General features: G+C 69.8%; 18 protein-coding genes and 2 pseudogenes. 13 read left to right on the top strand and 7 right to left on the bottom strand.

The genetic code is table 11. The features are described 5' to 3' along the window. Positions 1 to 97 precede the first annotated feature (97 nt). The 7 genes and pseudogenes from ACH4FX_RS40630 to ACH4FX_RS40600 form a co-directional block, all read left to right on the top strand. Positions 98 to 382 (top strand): annotated as a pseudogene (locus ACH4FX_RS40630) (toxin Doc); the annotation flags it as partial. A 215-nt stretch (positions 383 to 597) separates the two neighbouring features. Then, positions 598 to 981, top strand: a complete 384-nt coding sequence (locus ACH4FX_RS40625; RefSeq protein ID WP_398486648.1) for a hypothetical protein — start codon at positions 598 to 600, stop codon at positions 979 to 981. 867 nt (positions 982 to 1,848) lie between these two features. Beyond that, a complete protein-coding gene (locus ACH4FX_RS40620) occupies positions 1,849 to 2,151 on the top strand; it encodes a hypothetical protein (protein WP_398486646.1) in 303 nt (100 codons plus the stop codon). Beyond that, complete coding sequence (locus ACH4FX_RS40615; RefSeq protein WP_398486644.1) at positions 2,144 to 3,472, top strand: putative T7SS-secreted protein; 1,329 nt, start codon at positions 2,144 to 2,146, stop codon at positions 3,470 to 3,472. The genes ACH4FX_RS40620 and ACH4FX_RS40615 overlap by 8 nt, the downstream gene beginning before the upstream one ends. Beyond that, positions 3,469 to 4,629, top strand: a complete 1,161-nt coding sequence (locus tag ACH4FX_RS40610; protein WP_398486642.1) for an SMI1/KNR4 family protein — start codon at positions 3,469 to 3,471, stop codon at positions 4,627 to 4,629. Before ACH4FX_RS40615 ends, ACH4FX_RS40610 begins: the two co-directional genes overlap by 4 nt. An 815-nt stretch (positions 4,630 to 5,444) precedes the next feature. Further along, the gene (locus ACH4FX_RS40605; RefSeq protein ID WP_398486641.1) at positions 5,445 to 6,152 is read left to right on the top strand and encodes a DciA family protein; all 708 of its coding nucleotides are present in this window, start codon (positions 5,445 to 5,447) and stop codon (positions 6,150 to 6,152) included. 497 nt (positions 6,153 to 6,649) lie between these two features. Further along, positions 6,650 to 6,919 carry a hypothetical protein gene (locus tag ACH4FX_RS40600; RefSeq protein WP_398486640.1) on the top strand — a complete coding sequence of 90 codons (270 nt, stop codon included), beginning with the start codon at positions 6,650 to 6,652 and terminating at the stop codon, positions 6,917 to 6,919. 139 nt (positions 6,920 to 7,058) lie between these two features. On the opposite strand, the pseudogene ACH4FX_RS40595 reads toward ACH4FX_RS40600, so the two are convergent. Next, positions 7,059 to 7,238, bottom strand: a pseudogene (locus ACH4FX_RS40595) (IS5/IS1182 family transposase); the annotation flags it as partial. 868 nt (positions 7,239 to 8,106) lie between these two features. Between ACH4FX_RS40595 and ACH4FX_RS40590 the strand changes: the two are divergent. Further along, entirely contained in the window at positions 8,107 to 8,331 is a 225-nt protein-coding gene (locus tag ACH4FX_RS40590; RefSeq protein ID WP_398486639.1) for a hypothetical protein, read from the top strand. A gap of 162 nt (positions 8,332 to 8,493) precedes the next feature. On the opposite strand, the gene ACH4FX_RS40585 is transcribed toward ACH4FX_RS40590, so the two are convergent. Further along, the gene (locus ACH4FX_RS40585; protein ID WP_398486638.1) at positions 8,494 to 8,784 is read right to left on the bottom strand and encodes a putative quinol monooxygenase; all 291 of its coding nucleotides are present in this window, start codon (positions 8,782 to 8,784) and stop codon (positions 8,494 to 8,496) included. Between the two features lie 612 nt (positions 8,785 to 9,396). Here ACH4FX_RS40585 and ACH4FX_RS40580 point away from each other — a divergent pair. The 3 genes from ACH4FX_RS40580 (at position 9,397) to ACH4FX_RS40570 (ending at position 17,021) form a co-directional block, all read left to right on the top strand. After that, positions 9,397 to 9,828 (top strand): hypothetical protein, encoded by a 432-nt coding sequence (locus tag ACH4FX_RS40580; protein ID WP_398486637.1) that lies wholly within the window; start codon positions 9,397 to 9,399, stop codon positions 9,826 to 9,828. Positions 9,829 to 9,990: 162 nt separating this feature from the next. Next, positions 9,991 to 16,338 carry an SDR family NAD(P)-dependent oxidoreductase gene (locus ACH4FX_RS40575; protein ID WP_398486635.1) on the top strand — a complete coding sequence of 2,116 codons (6,348 nt, stop codon included), beginning with the start codon at positions 9,991 to 9,993 and terminating at the stop codon, positions 16,336 to 16,338. A gap of 278 nt (positions 16,339 to 16,616) precedes the next feature. Continuing rightward, positions 16,617 to 17,021 (top strand): ATP-binding protein, encoded by a 405-nt coding sequence (locus ACH4FX_RS40570; RefSeq protein WP_398486633.1) that lies wholly within the window; start codon positions 16,617 to 16,619, stop codon positions 17,019 to 17,021. 43 nt (positions 17,022 to 17,064) lie between these two features. On the opposite strand, the gene ACH4FX_RS40565 is transcribed toward ACH4FX_RS40570, so the two are convergent. Both ACH4FX_RS40565 and ACH4FX_RS40560 read right to left on the bottom strand, forming a co-directional pair. Beyond that, positions 17,065 to 17,625, bottom strand: a complete 561-nt coding sequence (locus tag ACH4FX_RS40565) for a hypothetical protein (protein ID WP_398486631.1) — start codon at positions 17,623 to 17,625, stop codon at positions 17,065 to 17,067. A 279-nt stretch (positions 17,626 to 17,904) separates the two neighbouring features. Next, positions 17,905 to 18,177 (bottom strand): hypothetical protein, encoded by a 273-nt coding sequence (locus ACH4FX_RS40560; RefSeq protein ID WP_398486629.1) that lies wholly within the window; start codon positions 18,175 to 18,177, stop codon positions 17,905 to 17,907. Between the two features lie 386 nt (positions 18,178 to 18,563). Between ACH4FX_RS40560 and ACH4FX_RS40555 the strand changes: the two genes are divergently transcribed. Both ACH4FX_RS40555 and ACH4FX_RS40550 read left to right on the top strand, forming a co-directional pair. Continuing rightward, positions 18,564 to 19,004 (top strand): hypothetical protein, encoded by a 441-nt coding sequence (locus ACH4FX_RS40555; protein WP_398486627.1) that lies wholly within the window; start codon positions 18,564 to 18,566, stop codon positions 19,002 to 19,004. Positions 19,005 to 19,193: 189 nt separating this feature from the next. Further along, positions 19,194 to 19,673: a hypothetical protein gene (locus ACH4FX_RS40550; protein WP_398486625.1), complete on the top strand. Its 480-nt coding sequence runs from the start codon at positions 19,194 to 19,196 to the stop codon at positions 19,671 to 19,673. A gap of 110 nt (positions 19,674 to 19,783) precedes the next feature. Here the strand turns inward: ACH4FX_RS40550 and ACH4FX_RS40545 are convergent, their stop codons facing one another. The 3 genes from ACH4FX_RS40545 to ACH4FX_RS40535 form a co-directional block, all read right to left on the bottom strand. Further along, positions 19,784 to 20,305 carry a 2'-5' RNA ligase family protein gene (locus ACH4FX_RS40545; RefSeq protein WP_398486650.1) on the bottom strand — a complete coding sequence of 174 codons (522 nt, stop codon included), beginning with the start codon at positions 20,303 to 20,305 and terminating at the stop codon, positions 19,784 to 19,786. A gap of 5 nt (positions 20,306 to 20,310) precedes the next feature. Next, positions 20,311 to 21,012: a VOC family protein gene (locus ACH4FX_RS40540; protein WP_398486623.1), complete on the bottom strand. Its 702-nt coding sequence runs from the start codon at positions 21,010 to 21,012 to the stop codon at positions 20,311 to 20,313. Positions 21,013 to 21,486: 474 nt separating this feature from the next. Then, positions 21,487 to 21,942 (bottom strand): lamin tail domain-containing protein, encoded by a 456-nt coding sequence (locus tag ACH4FX_RS40535; protein WP_398486621.1) that lies wholly within the window; start codon positions 21,940 to 21,942, stop codon positions 21,487 to 21,489. Between the last annotated feature and the right edge of the window lie 738 nt (positions 21,943 to 22,680).

Below are 22,680 nucleotides of genomic sequence, written 5' to 3'. Positions count from 1 at the left end.
GCGTCTCTGATTCACTCACGGACCGTGTAACGCCCAGATCCCCGAAGCGTCACCTGACCTGCAGAAAGAACTAAACTAGTTCAGTTAACGAGACGGCCTGGTGGCCGCGGTTGCCCGCCACCGCGTCAACACCCCGCAGATCGGTGTCGCCGCCGACAGTGCCTGGCGCGCGGCCGCCTTGATGCACGCTGTCATCCGGCTGCGTCCGCTGCCGGCCCGCAACGCCCTGTACGGGGCCGCGGTCGCCGTGGCGTACATGGACGCCGCGGGGGAGGGCATCGATCCTCCGTACGGCGCGCTGATCGACCTCGCCCGGGACATCGAGGCTGGCCATGCCGACGGCTACGACGCGGCCGACCGCATCCGCACCTGGCGCGTGTGACCACCGGCCCATGTGGTCCGCAGCCTGGCGGTCACTGGGAGACGCTCAGCACACCGCCGTTGGCCGCGGCGGCCTTGTTGCCGGCCGAGGCACGTACGTATCCAGTAGGCCTCGTACGCACGCCTCCGTGTGCAGCACCAATGACGCGATCAGGCGGATCATTTCAGCTTCCGGCACGACTTCCCACTAGAGCGCGACCAGGCAAGGAGGACGGGATGGGGCTCGTGCTCTTCCCCGGCAATGACGACGTGACGAGCCCGGACATTTCCTGGTCTTACACCGGGTTCAGCGTGTTCAGGAAGTGGCTGGCCCAAGCCGAGGGTTTCACCCTTGCCGAGATGGACGGCTTCGGCGGAATCCGTCCCTGGACCAGCGTCTCCACCACGCTGACACCGCTGCTCGACCACCCGGACAACGACGGGCCCGACCTCACGCCCGCGCAGTGCGCCGCCATGCTGCCCCGGCTGGAAGCCATCATCGACGAGCACCAGCCCGGTGGCAGCGATTCCGTCCTCCAACGCCGCATCGACGACACCCGGCGACTCGTTACTGTGATGCGGTTCTGCCTGGACAAAGACGTCGAGCTCATCTTCGGCTGAGCGCTGGGCCAGCTCGCCCAGGATCTGAAAGGACCGCGCAGTACCTCGGTCGGGCAACAGCTCATCTGCGCCGGTGGCGTACGCGTGCGAGGTTGTGGGCATGGGGGGCCCGTCTGAGAACCGGGCCGGCGTCGATTACTCTGCTGGTGTCCACGGCGGGTCGTGCGTGTAGTTCAGCCCATCGCAGGACCAGCAGTGCCACTCGTCCGGAACCCGGTACAGCTCCCGCCAGAAACCAGTGGGCTCGCCGTACACGACACAGTCTTCGCCACACCACCCACACTCGAACGAGAAGTTCACAAGCTTCCCCTCCCCGACCCGTACGGGCACAGGCCTCCCCTTGGTAGCAGTAGTGACCCTGGGGAAGGCGCTGAAAACCGGTCGAGGTGGACGGCCTCCGCCCCTGCCGGTGTGCCCGGACGGGTACCTGAGCCGGCGGGGAGGGGCCGAGCGGGGAGGACTTGGTGGACGTCCGGCTCGGTCTCACCTTCGCCCGTACGGCGAGCACGCGAGCCAGCGACCGACGCCCGGCATGAGTCCGCTGCGCAGGCCAGGACAGCAGCCCGCTGGACCGCCCTACGAACTTGGCAACCGTGCCGCATCCGTGCGTACGACTCACCGCAACTGGCAGAGGCACAACCGCCCAACGCGGAACGACTGGCTGGTGAGGAAGGTGTCCATGCGGACGGCTGGTCGGTGCGTTCGCGGGCCCGTGCTGTCAACGGGCTGGAGGATTGTCGTTGGCCGGGTGATGGGCCCGGCTTCTACCGTGGTTGTTGCAACTGGGCAGTGGTGTTTCTGCGTCTTGGTGTACACAGCAGTCGAGTCGAGGGGGAGCAGGAACAGGTGGGGGCGGAGCCGTTCTCTGTGGACGTAGAGGCGCTCAAGAATGCGGGGCTGGGAGCGGCGGACCTGATGACGCTGCTGGCAGGTCACCGCGTGGAGGACATCGACTGCGACGCGGACGCCGTGGGGCATGACGGCCTGGGTGCGGCGCTGGCCGGGTTTTGCGACCGGTGGCAGGTGGGGGTGAAGAACCTGACGAAGGACGGCCAGGGGCTCTCACGCAGGCTGATCGACACCCCGGGCGCCTACCTGGAGGTCGACCAGCACGTTGCCGCCTCCCTGGCCCGGATCGCCCCGCCCGCCGGCGGGGGCGAGCGTGGCTGAACTGGGGGAGAGCCGGAACCCGAAGGACCTGGTGCCGGGTGACGCGACGGCGGTGCAGGCCACGGCCGACCTCCTGACCCAGTTCGGGCAGACACTGTCACGGGTCGGCTCCGGACTGCGCGACCTGGACCACAGCGGCTGGACGGGGAAGGCGGCGGACGCCTTCCACAGTTTCTACGACGAGGAACCCAAGCGCTGGACCACCTGCGGCGACGCCTTCCATGACGCGGCGCAGGCCCTGACCTCCTACATCCGTACCCTGTCCTGGGCGCAGGAGCAGGCGCGCCAAGCCATCTCGGTGTGGGAGCAGGGCGAGCAGCAGACGCAGCAAGCACGGGCGGCCTACGGTCGGGCCGCCCGGCAGGCCCAGCAGGAGAATGGTTTCGGCGGAGCTGCTGCTCTGGCCCCGTTCTCCGACCCAGGAGAGGCCACCCGCCAGCGGGCCCGGTCCCTGCTGGACCAGGCCCGCGGCCAGGTCCAGGCACAGGGCAGCCGCAGCGCCGCAGCCGTCATCAAGGCGCAGGAGGCAGCGCCGCCACAACCCTCACTGTGGGACAAGTTCACCGACGCGGTGGAGACCGGGCTGGACTCGGTCGCGGACAAGGCCCGCCACGGGGCAGGCGCCGCGCTGCGCGGAGCGGGAGACCTCGCACACCTGGCGCTGGACGGTGCCGGCACCCTACTCGGCGAGGAGCTCAAGGGCGCCGGGAAGGTCGCCGGAGGAGCGCTGCACGCCGGCGCATCCGTCCTGTCGCACCTGGGCTTCCGCGACGGCTCACGGGACCTGGAAGGCCTGCGCGACGACGTGGAGACCTCCACCGAAGACACCGGCGAGGACATCGAACACCGCACGGACGAGGCGGGCCAGGACGTCGAAGACGCGGCGGACCGCACGGCGGACGACGTCGAGGACGGCGGCCGCCATGGTGGCGGCGGCGGTGGCCGTGACCTCGGCGGGCACGGGCACTACGTCATCATCGACAAGGTGAAGTACCCCGAGACCGCTCAGCACGTTGAAGAGGCCCAGTCCGGGCTCTCCTGGCGCGGCGATGAGCGGCGTGAGCAGCACCAGCCGGCGGACTTGACGATCGACCGCGGCGGCGCCAGCGCCAACCGCCGGGCCTCCCTGCGCGGCATCCCTACGCGCGGCGCTGAAAACCTGGACCGGGACGAGTACCCGCCGGCGGTGTTCTCAGAGGGCGGCCTCGGCGCCTCGGTCAAGTACGTGACGGACAGCGACAACCGCGGGGCCGGCAACTCGATGAAGAACCAGATCAAGGGTCTCGGCAACGGCGAGCACGTGACGATGGTGACCGGATGACCACGCCCTCCGACCCCCGCGCACCTCACTACCTCGCCGCGCTGACCGCTCGCGCCCGCTACCCCCTGGGACCGCCGGTCACCCTGGAACTAAACCGCTGCGACGGTCCCTACGGCGAGCTGGCCGCGCTCTTGAGCCGCCACAATGGCCTCACCGCCTTCAACGCCGGCCTGCAGGTCTTCCGTGCCGGCGCCCAGGGCCTGGGCCCGGACCTTCAGACTTGGAACGATCCACAGACTTGGAAGCACACCTACGAGGGCCTGGCCGACGGTCTGCTGTGTTTCGCCCAGGACCTCTTCGGCGTCCAGTTCGCCCTCGACACCGAGGCACGCGTGGTGCGCTTCGACCCGGAAACCGCCGAGCGCACCGTCCTCGGCGACAGCCTGGAAGACTGGGCCCTGTGGCTGCTGGCCGACCCCGACGTGCGCGGCGCCCGCGCCTTCGCCACCAGCTGGCAGGACCGCCATGGCGCCCTCGCACACGACCAGCGCCTGATCCCCTGGCGCCTGTTCACCCTCGGCGGTACCTACGAGGATGACAACCTCGCCGTCAAGGATGCCGCGCAGTGCATGCGCATCCGCGGCCCCCTCGCCCAGACCCTGCACGCCCTGCCCGACGGAGCCGACTTCCACATGACGCCCACCCCGCCCCCGAGCGACCCCGACCTGCTCTCCCACCACGAACTCGAAGCCTTCGCCGACTACTCCACACTTTTGATCCAGGACGATCAGGCGCGCCTGGGCGAACCCGAACCCGTCTGGTTCGCAACACTGGCGGCGAACTGGATCAACACCGCTCCCGGCATCATCGGCATCGGCGCCGCCCGCCCCTTCGACGTCCCCGTCACCGTCGATGTGCGCCGCACGCCTCCGGCCGACGACGCGGAACGGCAGCAGGCCGACCACGTCACCGAGGCCGGCCTCACCCTTCCCTCCGGACGCCTGCTGATCTCCATGCAGGACTTCGATGATGAACTGCCCCGCATCTCCCTCGCCCCCGGGACCTACGCCGTGCGGATCTACTCCCACGGTCTGCGCACCGTCTCCGAGGACGGGCTGGAGGGCGAAGACCGCTACCACGTGGTGCTCTGGCCCACCGACGAGGAGCACCCCGCCCAGGTCCTCAAACGCTACCCCGAGCCCCTGCCCGGCGGCTGAGCCGCAGACTGTCGCACATAGGCGGGCGTTCCCGCACATGGCGCCCTTCATCGCCAGCAGGCCCTTCGGGCTGCCGTGCCGAAGATGAGGTAGAACGGCTCCCTGATGCGGTGGCCGCGATTGATGGGCCCGGGCACCATCGCGGATAGACACAGGAACGCGAGCGTCAGGCCGCGGCCGCCGCCGATGCGTCCGGCAGGCGTCGGCGCGAGAGGACTGCGGACAGCAGCGGGCGGCCGGGCTGCTACCGACGCCAGACCGAGTCAGCGATCGCGGAGGCCGGGCTGGTCGCGGCCGCCTGGGCCGCCGACCTGACCGACCCGGACGACGTCGCCGCCATCACCGGTCAGGTCCGCGCGACACTGGGCACGACATCGAGGCCGCTCGCCAGCAGCTCCTGGAACTCGTGGAGCAGGCCCTGCCGGAGTACCGCAGCACTGCCCTCGCGTGGCTGGGCCGCACTGAGGAAGCCAAGGCGGAGGCTCGGCAGGCGTACAAGAGCGAGCAGGGGCGCCGCTGGTACCGGCACAACCCGAACGGCGCGGACGCCGTCGCGTCGGCGACAAAGGCCGCCGACGCGGCCAGGGAGCGCACGGCCGAGTACCTGCTGGCGACGTGGCTGGAGCAACTGCGAGAGGCCGCTGAGCTCTGCTGCGAGAAGTCCGCCGCCCCCACTCCCGCATGCTCCACTGCCTCGGATCAAATGGGTGGTTGCTCGGGACGGGACGGAGACGTACCGTGCGGCCGGCAAGCCCTGCTGTCCCGCGAGGTCTCGCCCGCCACCGTGCTCAGGAGCTGGCCGGAGAGGTGGCGTGATGAACCAGATTCCCCAGGAACCGTCCGAGCTGGACGTCTGGTGGCGTGAGGTTGTCGGCGAAGACGTGGCCTACTGGGTGCAGCCCGTCCGGCTCGATGCCGGCAGGCGGCTGCACGTGCGGTGCCTGACACGGGCTTGGTCGATCCAGATGCAGCTGCTCGGCCGGCCGGTGACGGCGCGCCTGAACGCGGCGTATCCCGAGCTGGCTGTAGCGGGGATCGTCTCGGCGGCCGCTCCCCTTCGTCTCCTGGTCCTCGGGCCGGCACACTGGCCGCACCACGGACTGCTGACCGCGTCGTTGGAGGCCGTCTGGCACGATGTCACTCAGCTATACGGCACCATGACCTCCTCCGTGTTCGTGCATGCATTGGACTGCGCCTTCGGTGCTCAGGTGGCTGTCTGGGCACGGTTCGCCGGGCTCAACGCCGAAGGACATGCTCCCGACTGGGATACCTGCGGACCCGACTGCCCCGCTGACGACCCGGAACACCGCGTGCAGCGGGCAGACCGGACGACGTTCTGCCGGACCGCCGGGCGACGCCTGAACCGACAGATGATCAACCTGGGCGCCGACATGATCCTCGCCCTCGTCCCAGCCGACCCGGCCTCGGCCCGCCGCCTCGCTGCCGACCTGCGGTACGCACATGCCGCACAGATTCCGGCGTGGGAAGTCCACGCGCCTGGTGCGCCACCGCGCAGCTCGTGAGCCGTCGCTCCACCGCTGCCCCACCACTTCCCGGCTGTCGCGTTCCATCCGGGGGCCGGACAGCTGGACCTGCGCCCGGACTCGCCCGCGTACGCGACGCCGCTACGCCTGATCGGCTCCCGAGCCGGCCCCGGACGGCGGCCTGACTCCCTTCGAGGACGCGCGTGCCGAGCGGCGGCGGGTGGCCGACGCCTCCCATGCCGCTGCCCTGCGCCGGGCGCGAGCCGAGCGGGCGGGTGCAACGTCCGGCACCCACAGCCGCATACAGAGGTACCGACGGATCGAGGTGGAGCCCGCGCTCCCTCACGACGGTGCAAGCACCAAGGCGAGGTTGATGGCTCCACCGAAAGCCCTCGCTGGCTCCACCGCTTGAAGGCCCACCCGCGCCCGGCTTCTCCGGGGGCAGGTCTCTTTGTTTGCCCGCCCAGCAGCCCTGCTTGTCCTGTGTCCGAGAGCCCCGGCAGCCGCCGGGGCTTTCCCTATTTCCGGAGGTCCCCGTGACAGATCTTGTTTCTGTCGTCCCCGCCTACGTTCTGCTTGCCGCGCTCGCGGTCATCGTCGTGCTGCTCACCGTCGTCGCCATCGTCGCGCGGGCGGTGGTGGCGAAGGCGCGGCCCGAGGACTTACAGCACATCCTTCCCGGCCTGGGGCAGGTCCTGGCCGCGCTGGCCCTGTTCCTCCCGTGGGGGCGGGGGACGCGGGGGCCGACTGCCGCGCCGCCGGTGCTCGTACGGTCCGAGCGCAGAGGAGGCCGACGGCAAGGGTGAGGTCGGGGTCAGGCCATCGGCTGCTGGCCGCCGACAGCAGTCCGCCGCCCACCGCCTGGACCGAGATGACCACGGCCGCGCCCTGGATGAACCGGCTGGCCGAGCGCCGCGCACCCGCTGGGCGACGACGTCACCGGGCGGCTGCGAGCTGGGCGTACCGGTGGCCGTTGCGAAGGTGGGCGAGGGTGAGCAGAGCCTGCCGGCCCGGGCTCAGACGCCGCCACCGGGTGCCGAGCTCCCGGCGGTGCTGGCGGAGCTTGGCGGACAGGAAGCGAAGGGCAGAGCTGGACACGTCGACGCCGGACGGGTGGACAAGCACACGAAGCCTTTGGTGGAGATGGTCTATCAGGGGCTTCATCTGTCTGTCAGCCCAACTGTCTGTGCCGTGCCCAGCCGCCAGGTTGGAAAGGGCTCGCCCACTCCACGTCATCCCATGTCGTCCACGCCGCCGCTGACTTTGTAAAGTACACGGGAGGAAGATCCCTTCACGGACTGGAGTCCGAGGTTCCCGCACTGGTTGGCGGGAGCGCTGGCAGGGAGTGCCGCGGTGAGCGCTGTGCCGATTCCTTGCGCCTGAGTGGTCGCGCCGTGGGTTCGGCTTGCCGTGCCGCTGTTGGCGCAGGCATTGTTGCTCGCGCCGTTTCCGAAGCCAATGACCGTGGTTGCGCTGGCGGGCGTTGAGACGAGGGACGCCCCTGCGGCTGCGAGTGCGAGTGCAGAGATCTTCCTGATCGGAGGCATGTACCTCTAACGAGAATTGGCCGCTCCCGTTTCGCCCGGACGGTGGCCCGTGGTGTAGTCGAGCCGAGCTGCATCCGCTGTCGCTGTCCAGGCAGGTGTTGACATTGATCCGTTCATCCTGATTGCAGATCGGCGGTGATGGTTCTGGCTCCGTGCTTGCCATCGGAGTCCAGATGGACCTTGCGCATCTGGGCTGCGGGTAGCCCGGCCTCGACGGTCTAGCGGGCCGCCGCCGTCCGGCGCCAGTAGAGCCGGGGCGCCTACGAAACCATCCTGCAAGGCCTGGCCGCGAAAGCCGGCAGCAAGGACGCGGCGCTGGTCGCTCTGCGCATCGACAACGGCGAGATCCTGGCCGTGGCGATGCGGTCGAGTTCCCGGAGGGCACCGAGCCGTCGCGGGGGACGGACCAGACGGCCGAGCGGCAGCGTACGGAGGTGCGCCGGCGGATGGGCGTGGGTTTGGCGGAGGCCCAGCGGATCGCTGAGGCGGTCATCCGTAAGGAGGCGGCGAAGCACCGCCCGGCGGCCCTGATCAACATTGCGCTGGAGAAGGTGGTGGAGGCCGGGCTGGAGCTGCCCGGGTTCCCCACCCCGAACTCCGGCGGCATTTCCCACCACTGGGCACCCGAGCGGAACTTCCAGACCATTCCCTCGAACTGCTCCCGCAGATGACCCGGATACGGGCCAGACCTGCCTGCCGGCAGGAACGGATCGATCAACCCCCGCTCGGCGTTCGTGAGGTGTCTACGCGTCATGCCATGCGTCTACCAGTCATCGAACGATCAACCGAAGGGTCGTCCAACATCTTCATCGCTACGCAAGGAGAACCTGGCTTCAGAGCCGTACCGGAGCGCTCGGGTGCACCTCACGCTCGATGCGCGGCATGATCTCGGGCAAATAGATCTTCTGGATGGCTTCGCCGGCATCGTGGGTCTCCCAGTGGTCCCGAGTCGCCCAGCGCTCGACTAGGACGAACCGGGCCGGATCCTCGTGCGAGTGGTACGCCTCCCAACTGACACAGCCGTCCTCGGCAAGGCACAGCGGGCGCATGCGGGCCAGGGCGTCAGCGACCGGAGTGATGTCTTCGGCCTTGGGAACGCGCGCGATGACGATGAGGTCGAACATCACTACTCCTTAATGCGTACATGTGTGCCAGCTAGCGGCAGACAGGCTACAGCCGAGGGCTCCGCCTAGGTCTTGCCTTGATCACCACTCAAGACGACCTAGGCGGAGCCCTCGGCTGGTCTCCCGGCCAGTGTTCCGTTCGGAGGTGTCTCGTCCAGGTGGTGGCCGCTGCGGGGACCGCACGGGAGCGACGCGGCCCGGGGCGGTTACGGCACTCGGTCCGTTTCTGTCATCCCCTTTTGAGCCGAGCCCTATGGCGGATCAGCTATTTACTGGAAAACCTGCTGTCTCTCGATGAGCACAGGTACCGTTTCCGTTCGTGTGACGTATCTCCGTGATTCTCCGGGACGGCCCGGAGCTTTCTGGTTGCCCGGTTCTGTGCGGATTGCTGTTGCGTTGCGCGGCGCGCATCTTTCACGTTTTCCTCAAAATGCCACGCGGGGCGGTCGCTGTGGCGCTTTGTGGGTGGTCTGGTCGCGATGTGCCAGGTAGGGGCGGTGGAGGGTTCAACTGTTTGTCCCGCTGGAGTGTGAAGGCTTGTTTTCCCGCTGCACCGGGTGTGGTTGCGGTGGACAGTGGCGGGGACACCCGGACAGCAAAAGGAGGTTCTCCGTGACTGAAGGTCCCGCCGCCACCTTCGAGCTCCAGGTGAAGGCTCAGCGGATCAGCGTGCCCGGTAAGGCCGAGTACGAGCTCTTGGCATCGGGTGAAGGGCAGATAGCAGGCGAGTCGGCGATCATCGAATTGACCCATCAGGCAGAGATTCTCCCCGACGGGTCCGAGATCGGCACTGCGCAGGGCTATCTGCGCTCCACGAGCAGCACGGAAGATCACGCCCTGTTCCGTGGCCTTGGCTCCTTCCGGCACGGCAGCCCCGGTGCGCAGATCTGGTATGGCACCTTCATCGTGCAAAGCCAGTCCCCGAAGTTCGCCGCGCTCAATGCTCACGCATTCGGCGCCAGGGTGGAACTCGTACCCGAGGGGCCGATCAAGCACCGGTGGTGGAGCCTGGAAGGCAGTGCAGAAGGGCGTGGCGAAGCCTGAGGCTCGCTGAGTTGCGGAACCTTGGCCGATGTGTGCTCGCCGGATGACGGAGAGCCCGGGCTAAGCGATAGGGCGTGCTGCGGCGCCGGATGCGGGCTTCAGGCGACGGCGTCGCAGTGCCGCCCGGAAAACGTACGGGATTGTTCGAAGCAGTAAGGGTCGATGGGCAGGATGTTCTCTCGCGCTCGCTGTGCAGAAGGTGTTGTGGAGCCGGTCGCCGTTGTCGGGGCAGCGTGCCGCGTACCGGGCGGGGTTGATTCGCTGGACGGTTTGTGGCGGTTGCTGGACGAGCGGCGTGATGCGATCAAAAGCATTCCCGCTGACCGGTGGGACGCGGACGCGGTGAACGCGGACTTGCCCGGGGCCGTTGCCGAACGGGCCCGCTGCGGAGGTTTTCTTGAAGAAGACGTCGTCGGGTTCGACGCCGCCTTCTTCGCCTTGGGGCCCCAGGAAGCGTCGTGGGTCGACCCACAGCACCGGATGCTGGTCGAGGTGGCGTGGGAGGCATGTGAACACGCGGGCATCCCGGTGGATACTCTGCGGGGCACCCCGACCGGTGTGTTCACCGGCATCTACACCGTGGACCACCTCGTGCGAGGACACCGCGCCCCGGCGCAGACGCCCGCCTACTGGAGCATGGGCTCCATGCACGGCATGGGCGTGGGACGGCTGGCGTTCCTGATGGACCTGCACGGTCCGTGCATGGCGGTGGACACCGCCTGCTCCTCCTCACTGGTGGCCGTCCACCTGGCCTGCCAGAGCCTGCGCTCGGGCGAGTGCGATACCGCCTTGGCCTCGGGGATCTCCCTACTGCTCAGCCCGGAGGCGTGGGTCGCTCCCGCCCAATGGGACACGTTCTCGCCCACCGGGCGCAGCCGCTCGTTCTCCGCGAGCGCGGACGGTTATGTGCGGGCCGAGGGGTGCGCCGCCCTGGTACTCAAGCGCCTGGCACAGGCCGTCACCGACGGGGACCGGATCCGGGCTGTGCTGCGGGGCTCAGCGGTCAACCAGGACGGCCGCTCCACGCGGCTGACCGCCCCGTCGGGCGCCGCACAGCAGCAGGTGTTCGAGCAGGCGCTGGCGCAGGCGGGGGTGAAGGCCGCAGAGGTGGGCATGGTCGAAGCCCACGGCACCGGCACGCCAGTGGGGGACCCGATCGAGTTCTCCGCCATGAAAGCCGTCTACGGCCAGGGGCGGGGACGGTGCGCGGTGGGATCCTTGAAGAGCAACATCGGCCACAGCGAACCGGCCTCCGGCATCCTGGGGCTGCTGAAGACGATCGTGAGTCTGCAACGGGGCAGGGTGCCCGCCACTCTGCACTTTTGCGGGTGGAGCCCGCAGATCGACGCAAGCGGCTGCCGGCTGTTCGCCCCGACGTCGACCACTCCCTGGCCGGTGGAGGGGGTGCCGCGGCGCGCTGCCGTCTCGTCCTACGGGATCGGGGGCACCAACGCACACATGATCGTGGAGCAGGCCCCCGAACCGCGGCCGGCGCGCCCTGCGCCGGCCGGCACCGGGCAGCGGCCGGACACCGGCGCGGAGTACCTGCCGACGTACCTGCTCAGCGGCAGCTCGGAGCGGTCTTTGCGTCTGGGCGCGCAGCGGCTGGCGCACTGGCTGGAGGCCGACGGGGCCAGGGTGGCGCTACCTGATGTGGCCCACACCTTGTCCCTGCGGCGCTCACACGCGCGTTCGCGGCTGGCGGTCGTCGCCCGCGGGCGCGGCGAACTGGTGGAGCGGCTGCGGGCCTATGCCGCCGGCGCCGCGCCGGATGAGCCGGGCCTGGTGGCCGGATCGGCCCGTGGCGGCACCGGTGATGCCGTGTTCGTCTACTCGGGGCAGGGCTCGCAGTGGGCCGGGATGACCCGGCAACTCCTGGGCCATGATCCGCATTTCACGGCGGCGATGCAGGAACTGGAGCCCTTGATCCAGCGGGAGGGCGGCTTTTCGGTTCATGATGCACTGCGCGCGTCGCAGGTGGTGAGCGGGGTCGAGCGGGTGCAGCCGGTGCTGTTCGCCTGCCAGATCGCGCTGACCGCCGTGTGGCGTGCCCGGGGGGTCGAGCCCGCCGCCGTGATCGGACACTCGATGGGGGAGGCCGCGGCTGCTGTCGTTGCCGGCGGGCTGAGCCTGGAAGAGGGCGTGCAGGTGATCTGCCGACGGGCCCGGCTGCTGGCGCGCACCCGCGGCCACGGCGCGATGGTCTCCGTTCAGCTCGACCGGGAGCGCGTCCAGGAAGAACTCGACCGTGCCGGAGCCGACAAGGTCGCTGTGGCGGTCTGGACCTCCCCGCACAGCACCGTGGTCTCCGGCGACGCCGAGCAGGTCGAGACCTTGCTGCACACCTGGGACGCACAGGGCGTCACCGCCGCCCCGATCGCGGTGGACGTCGCCTCCCACTCCCCGCAGATGGACCCGGTCCTCGACGACCTGCGCCGTACGCTGGAGGGGCTGCACCCGAAGACCCCGGTCGTGGGGCACTACTCCTCGGTGCTCGCCGACCCCCGCGCGCAAGCGGGCTTCGACGCCGACTACTGGGTGGCCAACCAACGCCAGGCAGTGCGGTTCGCGCCGGCCGTCAGCGCGGCTGCCGCCGACGGACACCGGCTGTTCATCGAAATCAGCCCGCACCCCCTGGTGGCCCGCGCCATCACCAGCACGCTGACAGCCGAGGGCATCACCGACGCCACCGCACTGCCGACACTGCGCCGCGACAAGGACGAACCGCTGACGATCGCGACCTACCTGGCCGCCGCGCATTGTGCCGGTTATCCGGTGGACTGGGCCCGATGGCATTCCGGCGGACACCTGGCCGACGTACCGCCCACGAGCTGGGACCGGCAGCACTACGGCGTGGAGCTGTCCGCGCTCGCCCAGCCCCCGAGCGCCTCGCTCCTCCTGGGCGAGCACACCGAGGACCCCGCCGACGAGGGACGGCACCTGTGGCACAGCCGTCTGAGCACCCAACACTGCCCCTGGCTCGCCGACCACCGGCTCAGCGGCCAGGCTGTGCTGCCTGCCGCCGCCTTCGGCGAGATGGCCCTCGCGGCGGCAGCCGACGTCTTTCCCGACAGCCCGCTGCCGCCGCATGTTAAAGACCTCACCTTCCACCTGCCGCTGCCCGTGAGTGCAGAGGACACCCGAACCGCCGCAACCGCCGACCGGCTTGACGGCCGGCGCGCCCAGTGGACGATGGCCGCGCGCACCGCACGCGACGCCTGGGACTGCTACGCCACCGCCCGCCTGCACACCACCGACCGCCCCCGCCCCGAGCCCGTCGACCTGCGGCAGCTGCGCGACCACTTCGACACCCAGCTCTCCGTCCCCCAGCTGTACGACCGCTGGCGCGGCGCGCACACCATCGACTACGGCCCCGGCTTCAGCGGTCTGAGCGCCGTCCATACCGCCGACGGCGACACCACAGCGGCCCTGGCCGAGGTGCACCTGCCCGATGCGGCGCGCCTGGGGACCAGCTCCTTCCATTTCCCCCCGGCCCTCCTGGACGCCTGCATGCAGTCACTGCTCGCACTGTGGACGCACACCGGGCAGATGGACACCGGGCGGCTGCTCCTGCTGGGCGTCGGCGCGCTGCACCGCTACGGCGACACCACCGCCGGCCGCTGGTGCCACGTGCGCCTGCGCACCGCCGACGCCCGCTCGTGCACCGGCCGGTTCCGGCTCCTGGATCACACCGGAACCGTGCTGGCCGAAGCAGATCACGTACGCTTCGGCTTCATCGGCAATCCCACCGCCACCGCAGCCGACGACCGCCTGTACCAGCACCAATGGGCCCCCGCCCCGCTCACCCAGCCCATCCCCACACGCCACAGCCGGTGGCTGCTGCTGACCGAGGGCGGCCGGGACCCGCTGGCCGATGCGCTCGACCAAGCTTTGCGGGCCGCTCCGGGCACCGACACCGAGGTGCGCGCCCTGCCGCTCGACCGCCCCGCCGATGCGGTGGCGGACGTCTTGCGGCCTGCCGGCGAACCGCTCACCGGCCTGGTCGTCCTGCTTCCCGCTCCCGCCCCGGTGCGCGGCGCTGCCGTCACCGCACTCGCACGCGACCGCCTGTGGCGGCTGATCAGCACCGTCCAGCACCTGCCTGCGCCCGCGGCAGGACACCCGTGGCCGCGGCTGTGGGTCGTCACCCGCCAGGCACAGGCCGTCGACCCCGCAGACCAGCCGTCGCTGGACCAGGCCGGGCTGCGCGGCCTGGTACGCGTCCTGTCCTATGAGCACCCCGAGCTCGCGCCCACCGTCGTGGACATCGACACCACGACCACCGGGCAGGACATCGCCGCTGAACTCCTGTCCGCCACCCCCGGCAGCCCCGACGAAATCGCCTGGCGCCACCGCACCCGCCACACCGCCCGCCTCACCCGTGCCCCCTTCACGCCGGAAGAACGCAAACAGATACCGTGCCGCTTCGGCACCGACCCGCTAACCCTGCATGTGCCGGCCACCGGCCCCGCGCCCACCGCCGAGCTGGTCCACGACAGGCCCCGCACGCCGCACGCCGGCGAAGTCCTCCTCCGCGCCCAGGCCACCAGCCTCAGCCCGCAGGACCTGCCCGCCTTCAACGGCCGGCCCGGCCCGGCACAGCTCCCGCTGCGTGCCTGCGTGGGCACCGTTGTGACCGCGGAAGATGTCCACAACGTCCGCGTCGGCGACACCGTGGCAGCCATCCTGCCCCCCGGACCGGCGGCCAGCCATGCGGTCACCCGCGCCACCTGGTGCATGCCGCCCCCCGCCGCACTGACGTGCGCCCAGACCGCGAGCCTGCTGCTGCCCTACCTCACCGCCTGGTACGCCGTGCACCACCTGGCCCGCCTGAAGCGGGGCGAACCCATCCTCGTCCACGATGCCGCCCAAGGCACCGGCCTGGCCGCGCTGCACATCGCCGCCGCCCACCGCGCCACCGTCCTGGCCACAGCGGCAAGCCCGGAACAACGCACCTACCTGCGCACACTCAACATCGCCCACGTACTCGACCCCACCTCACCGGCGTTCCCCGCCGACGTACGCCAGGCCACACACGGCCGCCCACTGGCAGTGGTCACCGGAAACCTCTCCCGTACCGCATGGCGAAACAGCGCAGACCTTCTGGCCCCGCAGGGCCGACTGGTCGACTTCGCCGAACACGCGTCCCCAAACGGCCGCCACCCGGCCACCGCGCCCTTCCGGCCGGGCATCACCATCAGCAGCGTCGACCTGCCCTCCCTGGCCGCACACTCGCCCGAAACCCTCGCCGCCCTGCTGGCCGAGGCCGGCCAGAGCCTGTCCAGCAGCCCGCCGCCGAAGTGGCCGTGCACCCCATGGCCCCTGCCCGCCGCCTCGCCGGCCTCCAAGGACCGGCACGGCCCGATGAGCGTCAGCGTCCAATGGCCGCAGACCGGTTCCGCTCCCGCCTTCCTGCCCTCCGACCGAACACGCCATGTACGCACGGACGGCAGCTACGTGATCACCGGCGGTCTCGGCGGCCTCGGCATGGTGCTGTGCCACTGGCTCGCCGACCACCAAGCAGGCGCCATCCTCCTCAACGCACGCACCGCACCAGGACCGGACACCACCGCCGCCATCGATGCCCTGCGCGCCGCAGGAACACACATCGACATCATTCTGGGAGACCTCGCAGACCCGGACACCGCCCCTCGCCTCGTCCGGGCCGCCGAGGCCACCGGACACCCACTGCGAGGAATCCTGCACGCAGCCGGCGTCGTCGAGGACGCCACCGTTGCCCGCCTCGACCACAACCTCCTGGACCGCGTCTGGCGTCCCAAATCCCTCGGCACCTGGTACCTGCACCAAGCCACCACCGCCCCCACCGTGGACTGGTGGGTCGCCTTCTCCTCCTTCACCTCCATGATCGGCTCGCCCGGGCAGGCCGCCTACGCCGCCAGCAATGCCTGGATGGACGAATTCACCACCTGGCGCCGGGCTCAGGGCCTGCCCGCCACCACCATCAACTGGGGACCATGGGGGCAAGTCGGGCGCGGCGCGGCCATGGGGGCCCGGGGCTACACCATGCTCCCCCCACGTGAGGGACTGGCCGCCTTGGAATACATCCTCAACCACGACCGCCCCCGCGTCGGCTACATCGACTTCGACCTCGCACGCTGGCTGGAGGCGTACCCCGAAACCGCCGCCGTCCCCTTCTTCACCCAACTCCTGCCCACCCAGCAGCAATCCTCCGGAGCCGGCGACTGGCTGGAAGACCTGCGCAACGCCAAAACCCCTCAGCACCACGAACGTCTGCTCCAGGCCAAAATCCTGGAAGAGCTCGCCGCCCTCCTCCAACTCGACACCGCACGCATCGACGCCGACACATCCCTGGTCTCCCTCGGCGTGGACTCCCTGCTCGCCATCGAAACCCGCAACCGCCTCCAACACCACCTGAACATCGAACTCCCCCGCACCATCCTGTGGAGCCGCCCCACCATCTCCGCACTCAAGACCCACATCCTCGAAGTCCTCGACCAACCGGGAAAAACCTCCTCCACAGCGCCATGACCCAGCGGCGACCGAACACCCACAGCGGCCGACGCCGACACGTCAGCTACCTAGTAGGGCTCCGTTAGGTCTGTCTAGGTCTTGGTGTCGTGTGTGTCCTGTTGGGTAGGGGTTGATGGCAGGTGGTGCAGATGCCGGTCCAGCACCTCAGTGCCTGTTCCGGGTCCTGACATGACAAGTGGTGTCGGTCTTCGTGCAGGCCAGGGTGGTGTGAGGAGTCCTGGTAACGCTGCTGGGTACGTGGAAGGGGGCACAGTGGTGAGCTGGGAGGGGCGGCGATGTATGCAGCCGATGGGGAATACGGGCGGCTGGCGGGGGCCGGGCCGCATCTGGTGAAGCGTGCTCGGGCGGTGGCCCGGGGGTTTTTGAGGGTGCTGGTTCCGGGCGGGGGCGTGGAGGCGGAGTCGGTGCTGCTGGTGGTTTCCGAGCTGGTCACCAACGCGGTGCGGCATGCCGGCGGGATGACCGGGTTCGGACTGAGGGCCGGGCCGGGGACGGTGGCGGTCACAGTGGAGGACGCCAGCTGCGAGGTGCCGCGTGCGGGGGTGTCCAAGCCGGACGGTACGGGCGGCTTCGGCTGGTCAGTGGTACAGGACCTGGCGCAGGAGGTGCAGGTCCGCACGCACCCGCAGGGCAAAGCGGTGACTGCGGTGCTGGCGTTGCCGCACGTTCTTCCGCTGTGAGCACCTGCTGTTGAGCGGTGCCGGAGGGCGGCTCTACGCTGGGTCAGCGGCGGGTGACGGCGTATCCCGCGTCGTTGACGGCGCGGGTCCATACGTCGCGGTCGAACCACTTGCTGATGTCGGGCTGCGTCTCGGTGATGGTGCGCATCCGGGCCTGCCAGTCGTGGCCGGCCGGACCGCGGCTGCCGTCGCACCCGTCGCAGCCGTCCTCGCCGTGGATGTGGCCGGCCATCCAGGCGTTGACCGCCACATTGACGATGACCGCATACAGGTCACCGCCGGTCTGCGCCAAGGCGTCCGGGACACCGGCGAGGACCACCGCGAGTTCAGGGTTGTCGATCGGCGGCATCGGGGCCTGGCCCACGCCTTTGTCGCTGCTGCTCTCCTCGAAGGCGTGGGCGCTGCGGGCGAGGTTGTCGGCAAGGGCGGCGGCGTCGAAGTACCGCCAGGCGGAGCGCACCTGGATTCCCAGCTGCTGTGCCACGGTGTTGATGTTCTTCTCGATCGTGTTCTCAACCGTCGACGGTGCGAGCGTCACCCCCCGGTGAGCCAGCTCCGCGAGCGTCTGGGCAACAGCTTCCTTGAACGCCTTCGAATTCCGCACCACCGCATCGTAGGTGCGCTGGCATGGCCGCCGAACGGCTTCTCCAGCATTGACGACCACCCGGCCGTGCCGCGGCCGGCGAGCACATCGGGCGGCCGGAAACCAGCGCCTGACCCACCGTCGCAAACGCCGTCTGCTCAAGACCTGCGGCACGAACCGGCAGCCGGCCTTCTCCGCGCGGCCCTGCTCGATCGGGGCCGGCGTATCGTCCGGGACGGCTCCGGGCCCGGGGACGGTGCAGGACCGAGGTGTCGGCGACGGCGAACGCCGGCGGAGCGGTCACCGGCGCAGGTACGCGTGAGTGTGTTCGGACAGGTCCGGCGGGCCGTCGAACAGGGGCGGCCAGTCGGGTACGGCCGGGCCGTCGCCGAGTGCCGTGTCGGGGACGACGACCTGGCCGGCGGCCCGCTGGGTGGTGACCGTCTCCGGGGACTGGCCGGTGACCGCTGTCAGCTGGCGCAGGTAGTCCGCGGTGGCGCCCGTGGTTGTGACGTGCGCGGTGATGCTGGGTCCATCCTCGGGCGGCAGCTCCGGCGGCGGCTGGTCGCTCATTCGGCACCTCCTGTCGTCGTCGCTCGCCCAGCGTGCCGGGACAGCGGGCCACCAACCCAGCAGATCACGAAACGTGTCATGCGGTGCATCCCAGCCGCGGCACCGAATCCGTAGCCCGGCCCTTCCGGACGGCGCGTTCAGCTCGGGCCTGCCTGGAGATCGAGCAGATCTTCTACGGCGCCACGACGACGTCCTGCGACACACGATCACCGTCGACTTCAGCGGCCAGCCATACGTCACCCGGCACGTGCCCACTCCCGAGGAACTCGTGCGCCGCGAGTAGCCGGCCGCTTCCGGCCGCACGGCAGCTGCTGGTCAGCGGATCCGGCTGGGCGCGGCCGGTACCGTGCCCACGACGACGACGTCGACAGCAGCAGGGGGAGAGTGTGACGAAGGTCCGAGACCGCGGCGAAGTGCTGGGCTACGGGGTGCCGGCCGTGCTCTTTCTGCCCGGGGTCGCCTACCTCGGGATCACCAACGGCCACCAGTTCATCGCCAACGACTTCTTCGCCTTCATGTACTGCCTGGCCAGTGTCGGCTTCGCCTCCGTCCCGCTGATGGCGTGGCGCCGGGGCGGAGGCCGCTACGCCGACCCGGGTTTCGTCCGCTGCGCCTGGTTCCCGTGGCTGTTCACCACCGGGCAGGGCGTCGCCTACAGCGCCCCGCGCGGCGACGCGAACGTCTTCCTGCTGATTTTCGGCTGGGGTGCCTTCATCTACGCCGGGACGGTCGCCCTGTACTTCATCGCCCGCGCGCTCTGGGGTGACGACGACCGGGCCGTGCCGCCAGCCGGCGAGGACACTGCGAAAGCGGATCCCAGCGCCTGACGCTCCGGACGACGTGCGGCGCCTCAGGACCAGCTCACAGGCGGAATATGCCACACCTCAACCCTGAGGGTAGATGGCGGGATCAATACCACGTGGGGTTGAGCATGGACTGCCTCCCTCGTTTGACGACAGCCGATAGCCGGTGCTCTTACCTTTTCCCGTGCCGAAACTCCAGCGATTGGAGAACTCATGAAACGCGGAAAGACCTTAGCGGCGACGCTTACTGCCGTACCGCTCATCCTCGGCACACTGGCCGCAGCGCCGTCAGCCTCGGCCACAGCGCAGAACACGCCGAAACAGCGAACCACACCGCTCTCGGTCGACAAGTTCGAGGGCTCCAAGCCGGCCGACGGCGCCTCGGCGAAGGCCGCGTGCGCCATCGACGCCTACGGGCACCGCGGCTACCGGGTCTGCGGCTTCGCCTACTTCAGGTACAACTGGGGCGGCGGAAACTACGAGTACTTCGTCGTCGGCACCAACTACCAAATCTACCACATATGGAAAGGAGCCAGCGGCTGGAAGAGCCTTGGCGGTAGGGCTCGCACGGCCACACCGAACGGCGCGTACGCCACCGACCCGGTCGGCGTGGCGACCGTCGGCACGGACAACAATTGCTGGTGGCGGCCGCGCGGGAACGGGAGCTGGCCCGGCGGCTGGCGGCGCTGCTGAGCCTGGCCCACAGGCGCCCGGCTGTGATCCGGCCCGACTACAGCGGACACCACTTCCAAAGGAGCTGGGGAGCTGTTCCGACCGGACCGGCTCCCCACTCCGGCTGATCTTCATCCAGGTGGCGTCTGCTGGCCGAGCGGGAGACGGGTGTGGGTGTCCCATTCGTACATCCGCCGGTCCCGGTTGAGGACGATCAGCTCGACGTGGTCGATGTGTGCGGTGGCGGGCGCGGCCGCGACGGTGTCGAGGGCGGCCTGGACGGGGGCGGCGGGTCCGGTGGCGTTGCTGTAGGCGATGGAGATGTGCGGGGCGAAGCCGTCGTCGCTCTCATCGACGGTGCCGCGGGCGGTGCGGATGGCGTCGCGCAGCGCCGTCCGTACGGCCGTCGGCGGGCCGGCGGGGGCGGCTTCCCACCGGATGGCCTCGGGGGTGATCTCGGGGCGGTGCAGCGTCAGGTCGAACGGTGCAAGGGCGGCGAGCCGGTCGGCGGGCGCGGCGAGGACGGCCTGGACCTCGGCGGCGGGGACGGTGTCGGCGAAACCGATCCCCTGGGTGGTCAGGTGCAGCCAGCGGTCGGGCACGAGATCGAGCCCGCCGACGCCGGCGAGCGCCGTACGGTACGCGGCGGCCAGACGGCCTAGGTCAAGAGCTGCGTCAGGCGTTCCAGGTCGCTGCGGACCGCCTCCCGTTCCTGGTCCGTGAGCTGGATCGAAGTGGCCTTGCGGAGCATCTGCTGTGCCGTGGTGTCGTCGCCCAGACGGTAGGCCACGTCGCCGCGCAGAAGCGCAAGCCGCGCTTCCTGCAGGGGCGTGGGCCGCTGGTCTCCCAGGCGCAGTACCCGATCGATGATTCTCGCGGCACTGGCTGGGTCTTCGCGCGAGTCGGCGAAGGAGGCGGCGGTGTGCAGGGCCCGCGCGAAGGTCTCCTTGGGTGCGGGCCGGTGATGCTGATTCTCGCTGGTCTGCTGACCGACCCGGATGCAGTTGCCGCCCGGGTCGCTCATCAGGAACTGCCGCACGCCGTACGACATGTCCTTCAGAGGCCCGATCCGCGGCAGGCCCCGGCTCGGTATCTTTCCGTATGCGGCCTTCAGTCCGGCGCGGAAGGCGGCATGGAGGGTGTCCACGTCGTCGGTCAGGACGTAACAGGTGCTGTATGACTCGGTGGGGTCGTACTGCTTCATGCCGAAAAAGTGCAGCTCAATGACGCCATACTCGACGACCGCGTACGGATTGGGGCTCTTCTGCTCAAAGGTCACCTCGAAACCGAGCGCCGTGTAGAAGTCGAGGACCGGTTGCAGGCTGGGGCAGGGAAGGAGAGGGATCGTCTTCTCGACCATACCGAACAGACTAGTCAACATTGACTAGCCCGGGAACCGTGTCTGCGCATCCCGGTATGCAGCTATCTGCCGCCGCGCTCCGGCCGCACGCCCGGGGCACACGTCCGGGCGGGTCCGGCCCCGCCCGGAAGACAGGCGGGCATCTGGAGCAGCGGAAGCGCCGCTGCCCCCACCGTGCAGCTCTATGGGCCTGGCCCGCTGCTTTCTACCGCGCCCCGGCAGCGCCTGGTCGGCGTTTCCACCGCCCGGGCCACACCGAGTGCCCGGCCGGGGCGGCCACGTCCCAGTCTCCCTGGCAGGTGCGGTGGTGCCCGGAGCGCACCCCTGCACGGCCATGGCCGGACGCCACAGTTCCCTCCTCCCTGTGCACTGCAGGAGGCTGAACGGCAGGCCAGACAGGGCGGTGCGCCGCAGCCCTCCCTTGGCTGCGGCGCCACCGCGTCCGGGGCCTCGGTGGCGGGCCCGGAGGGATGGTCAGCGGCGGCCCCAGTGCTTGGTGTCGATGATGCGGCGGTGGTCGTTGCGCAGGGTGGCGGTGTCGCGCTGGTTGTGCCACACGTAGCGGTGGCGGTCCTGGTAGACGTCGTGGATGGTGTCGCGGCCGTGGCCGGTGTGGACGCGCACGCTCTGGTGGCCGGCCAGCCGCAGGTTCTTGAAGTGGTACGTCTGGTGCGTGCTGCGGCTGGTCAGGGTCCAGCCCTTGAGGTTGACCGGGCGGAGCCCGGTGTTCTTCACGGTGACCCATTCGGCGTTCAGGGACCGGTTGGAGCCGTCGTCGCGGCCGGGGGAGTCGGCCTGCACCGCGCCGATGACGACGGGGGAGCGGTGGTGGGCCGGGAGGGTGTGCGCGTCGGTGGCCGGCAGGGCGGCGGTGCCGACGAGGGCGTCCGAACCGAGCGCAATGGCCGTGAGGCGGGCGGAACGGGACACGGGCAACTTCCTGCGGGCAGCCCCGCACACGGCGGGGCCGGTGGGGTGTCCGGGCTGTCGCCGGGCGAAGATCACTGTGAAGCCGCAGCCGGGCCGTTTGTCGAAGATCCGGCCTCTGTCACAGGACACCCATCTTTCGCGCGAGCGCACCGCGCTGAGCACCCGCGCCCCAGTGCATCCGCGCAGCAGTGCACCGTTGCACTGTCGAAGACGCCTCCTGTCTGAACAGGGCGAACGGCCACCAACGTGTGCTTCAGCCCCGGAGGGTGGTGTGCCGGATGCGCGTGCGGCCTCTACCGTCCTCTGCCGGTCCGCATGTCACGAAAGGGCCCGAGGCTCCTGGGACAGAGCGATGCGCAGGGTGGAAGTCGGGGTGTGGCCACTGCGGGGCCTGTGTGTCTCAGATCCGGCACCGCGGAGTTGGCTTCGCAGGCCCGGGCCAGGCGGGCGTGGTGTTCCGGGAGGGATAGCGCTCGCCGCTCATGCGGGGACGACAGGCCGCGGTGGCTTCGCCAGGCTGAGCATGTTCAGAAAGGCGCGCTGGAACGTCGCCTGGCCTGCCGGTCGGGGCCGGGCAGGGCATCGGAGCTGGAGGTGGCCTCGAAGCCCGGTCCGGACTGTACCGCCAGCGCTGGCGTAGCGCCCTGAGTTTGGCCGGATTGCTTCATGGGTTCGTTGGCCGATCCGGGTATCGTACTGCCGTTCTGTTTGAGGTATCCCTCACGTGCCCGGAGGACA

This window comes from Streptomyces sp. NPDC018019 (assembly GCF_044327805.1).
Taxonomy (GTDB): Bacteria; Actinomycetota; Actinomycetes; order Streptomycetales; family Streptomycetaceae; genus Streptomyces.
The sequence above is the reverse complement of the archived record's forward strand: the minus strand, read 5'-3'. Positions and strand labels throughout refer to the sequence as shown.

Coding starts and splice junctions, on each gene's coding strand:
- ACH4FX_RS40570 (WP_398486633.1), top strand. CDS start 16,617: ATGTATGCAGCCGATGGGGAATACGGGCGGCTGGCGGGGGCCGGGCCG.
- ACH4FX_RS40540 (WP_398486623.1), bottom strand. CDS start 21,012: ATGGTCGAGAAGACGATCCCTCTCCTTCCCTGCCCCAGCCTGCAACCG.
- ACH4FX_RS40625 (WP_398486648.1), top strand. CDS start 598: ATGGGGCTCGTGCTCTTCCCCGGCAATGACGACGTGACGAGCCCGGAC.
- ACH4FX_RS40575 (WP_398486635.1), top strand. CDS start 9,991: ATGGGCAGGATGTTCTCTCGCGCTCGCTGTGCAGAAGGTGTTGTGGAG.
- ACH4FX_RS40585 (WP_398486638.1), bottom strand. CDS start 8,784: ATGTTCGACCTCATCGTCATCGCGCGCGTTCCCAAGGCCGAAGACATC.
- ACH4FX_RS40590 (WP_398486639.1), top strand. CDS start 8,107: ATGGGCGTGGGTTTGGCGGAGGCCCAGCGGATCGCTGAGGCGGTCATC.
- ACH4FX_RS40605 (WP_398486641.1), top strand. CDS start 5,445: ATGAACCAGATTCCCCAGGAACCGTCCGAGCTGGACGTCTGGTGGCGT.
- ACH4FX_RS40550 (WP_398486625.1), top strand. CDS start 19,194: ATGAAACGCGGAAAGACCTTAGCGGCGACGCTTACTGCCGTACCGCTC.
- ACH4FX_RS40610 (WP_398486642.1), top strand. CDS start 3,469: ATGACCACGCCCTCCGACCCCCGCGCACCTCACTACCTCGCCGCGCTG.
- ACH4FX_RS40560 (WP_398486629.1), bottom strand. CDS start 18,177: ATGAGCGACCAGCCGCCGCCGGAGCTGCCGCCCGAGGATGGACCCAGC.